We start from the raw sequence: 3,914 nt of genomic DNA, 5'->3' as shown, positions 1-3,914 counted from the left end.
TAAAATATCTATTTTTATAATCTCATACTAAAAAACATAATTAAGCAAATTATTTAAAGTAAAGGTTTTAAAAAGGCTAACCAATAAATAGTTTTTAAAGTAATAAATGAATATAATAATAAAAAAATACCTAAGTAAAAATACTACATATAAAAAATACTAACTATAAAAAATAATTAAACAATACACTTACTAAAGCATTAAAAACCTAAGCAATTAAAAAAGCTAAACAAAGCTAAAAAAGAAAGCAACAATAAAAACTTACCTTTTAGCCCTATCCCGTTTTCATAAATAAATATACATATAAAAATAAAAAAAATATAAAAATTATATAAACTAAAAAATAAAAGAAAGGAGTTAAAAAAGATTTTAACAAGTCCGCAACGAGCTACTTTCCCCATGCCAGTAAGGCGTAGTATCATCACCCACAATGTGCTTAGCTTCTTGGTTCGGGATGGGACAAGGCGTTACCACATTTGTATAATCACGGACATTGTTATTTAAATCTATTAGTATTTAATAAACTTAAATAACAATGTTAAAAGCAAGTAATTTAAACTCTTAAACTTACTAAAGTAATAAACCTTAGCAAGGAAGTAATGCTTATTTAAAGTAAGCGGACGGTCTATTAGTATTGGTCAGCTAAATGGCTTTCACCACTTACACACCCAACCTATCAAGCAGCTAGTCTTGCTGCGACCTTAAGAGAAGATTCATCTTAGAGTTGGCTTCGAGCTTAGATGCTTTCAGCTCTTATCACATCCGAACTTAGCTACGCTGCGATGCTCTTGGCAGAACAACAGCTACACCAGTGGTTCGTTCAACCCGGTCCTCTCGTACTAGGGTCAAATCTCTTCAATCTTCTTACGCCCACGGCAGATAGGGACCGAACTGTCTCACGACGTTCTGAACCCAGCTCGCGTACCGCTTTAAATGGCGAACAGCCATACCCTTGGGACCTGCTCCAGCCCCAGGATGCGATGAGCCGACATCGAGGTGCCAAACCTCCCCGTCGATGTGAGCTCTTGGGGGAGATCAGCCTGTTATCCCCGGGGTACCTTTTATCCTTTGAGCGATGGCCCTTCCACACAGAACCACCGGATCACTAAGACCGACTTTCGTCTCTGCTTGACGTGTTTGTCTTGCAGTTAAGCTGGTTTATGCCTTTATACTCTACAAACGATTTCCAACCGTTTTGAACCAACCTTTGTAAGCCTCCGTTATTTTTTGGGAGGCGACCGCCCCAGTCAAACTACCCACCAGACATTGTCCTACATGAGGATAACTCACGCTAGTTAGCTACCCGAATAAGAAAGAGTGGTATCTCAACGATGGCTCATTATAAACTGGCGTCTATAACTCAAAGCCTCCCACCTATCCTGCACATTCTTATCCAAGTAGCAGTGTCAAGCTGTAGTAAAGGTCCACGGGGTCTTTCCGTCTTGCCGCGGGTAGGAGGAATTTTCACCTCCACTACAATTTCACTGGATCCCTCTTTGAGACAGCTCCCATCTCGTTACGCCATTCATGCAGGTCGGTATTTAACCGACAAGGAATTTCGCTACCTTAGGACCGTTATAGTTACGGCCGCCGTTTACTCGGGCTTCGATCAAGAGCTTCGCATTGCTGCTGACCCCATCAATTAACCTTCGAGCACCGGGCAGGCGTCACACCCTATACATCCACTTACGTGTTAGCAGAGTGCTGTGTTTTTGGTAAACAGTCGGGAGGGACTCTTTGTTGTAAGTTTCCTTGCTTTCGAAGTCAAATTCTAATACAAGGCTAACCACACCTTATACCGAAGATACGGTGCTATTTTGCAGAGTTCCTTAAAGAGAGTTCTTCCACGCGCCTTAGAATACTCATCCCACCCACCTGTGTCGGTTTACGGTACGGGCAACATTATCTAAACTTAGAAACTTTTCTTGGCTCGACGGCATCAGCAATTCTTCCTTCCATCCGAAGACTTCAGAAAGCCTTTCAGTTCTCGGTCTAATGTTATACGGATTTGCCTGTATAACAACCTACTACCTTAGACTAGCACTTCCATCCGCTAGCTTGCTCAGCCCTAAGCGTCCTTCCATCGCACAATAATGTTGGTATTGGAATATTAACCAATTTTCCATCGCATACCCCTTTCGGACTTTGCTTAGGACCCGACTAACCCTACGATGACGAGCATCGCGTAGGAAACCTTGGGTTTACGGCGTTAATGATTCTCACATTAATTATCGCTACTCATGCCTGCATGCTCACTTCTATACGCTCCAACGCTCCTTACCGGTACATCTTCAACGCCTATAGAACGCTCTCCTACCACTTGCACTTAACTCTAATTACTTCTTGCTTATTTTAGCTTATGCTATTTTAAAGAAATATAACTTTAAATAAAAGCTCTTAGCTAAATAATTAGAGTTAAGTGCAAGTCTACAGCTTCGGTACTTATTTTAGCCCCGTTATATTTTCCGCGCAAAATCACTAGACCAGTGAGCTATTACGCTTTCTTTAAAGGATGGCTGCTTCTAAGCCAACCTCCTGGTTGTTAAAGTAACTTCACATCGTTTTCCACTCAAATAAGATTTAGGGACCTTAGCTGGTAGTCTGGGTTGTTCCCCTCTCGACGACGGATTTTATCACTCGCCGCCTGACTGCTGTGATTACACTATAAGTATTCGGAGTTTGATAGGGTTTGGTACATTGGTGTATGCCCTAGCCCATTCAGTGCTCTACCCCTTATAGCTACTACACAACGCTATACCTAAATATATTTCGGAGAGAACCAGCTATCACGAAGTTTGATTGGCCTTTCACCCCTATCCACAAGTCATCCGGAGCCGTTTCAATGGCCGTCGGTTGGGTCCTCCACTAGTTCTTACACTAGCTTCAACCTGCTCATGGATAGATCACTTCGTTTCGGGTCTGCAGCATCTGACTTATCGCCCTATTAAGACTCGCTTTCGCTACGGCTTCACGTTAGCTTAACCTTGCCAGACACCACAACTCGCAGGCTCATTATGCAAAAGGCAGTCCATCACCCTGTATTGCTACATAGGGCTCTGAATGATTGTAAGCAAATGGTTTCAGGTTCTATTTCACTCTGATCACCTCAGTTCTTTTCACCTTTCCCTCACGGTACTTGTACACTATCGGTCAGACATTAGTATTTAGGGTTGGATCGTGGTCGACCCAGCTTCAGACAAGATTTCACGTGTCTCGCCCTACTCAGGATACTGCTAAGTAAAGTAAAGATTTTATGTACGGGAGTATCACCCTCTACGCTCAAGCTTTCCAACTTGTTCTACTATCTTTGCTTAGTCTTTGTTGCAGTCCTACAACCCCACTAGTAAACTAGTGGTTTGCCCTCTTACGCTTTCGCTCGCCGCTACTAGCGTAATCTCTATTGATTTCTTTTCCTGTTGGTACTAAGATGTTTCAATTCCCAACGTTCGCTCCATATATGGTAATACATATCTCTATGTATTGGGTTGCCCCATTCGGAAATCTACGAATTAATGCCCCTTGACGGCTCCTCGTAGCTTATCGCAGTCTAGTACGTCCTTCATCGCCTTTGTCTGCCAAGGCATCCACCATTTGCTCTTATTAGCTTACCTTTGTTAATAATGTTATTAATATTTTTACAATTAATAGTATTAATTGAAATATATTTGCATGCATTATTGTTATTGTTTTTAGTATTACTAAAACGCATTACTTCCTTGCTAAAGTTTTTATGTAATTATTAATCTTAATCTTCAAGACGGAAAGCGTCTAAGCTGTGATGCTTAAAAACTTTTTCTTATATATACTTAATATATGTAATAAGAAAGAGATTAAGTATAATTACCTTTAACAAGCTTATGAAATTGTTTTATATTACTTGCTTGTGACTCTTAACATTGATAAATAAAATAACA

2 rRNA genes are annotated in these 3,914 nt (G+C 40.7%); both read right to left on the bottom strand.

Annotation, left to right across the window (positions count from 1 at the left end):
- Window positions 1–375: 375 nt before the first annotated feature.
- Window positions 376–492: ribosomal RNA gene (rrf, locus tag NY022_RS09485) — 5S ribosomal RNA — on the bottom strand.
- 116 nt (window positions 493–608) lie between these two features.
- Window positions 609–3,611: ribosomal RNA gene (locus NY022_RS09480) — 23S ribosomal RNA — on the bottom strand.
- Window positions 3,612–3,914: the final 303 nt, after the last annotated feature.

The organism is Campylobacter sp. MG1, assembly GCF_026616895.1.
In the GTDB taxonomy this organism is placed as follows: domain Bacteria; phylum Campylobacterota; class Campylobacteria; order Campylobacterales; family Campylobacteraceae; genus Campylobacter_E.
The sequence above is the reverse complement of the archived record's forward strand: the minus strand, read 5'-3'. Positions and strand labels throughout refer to the sequence as shown.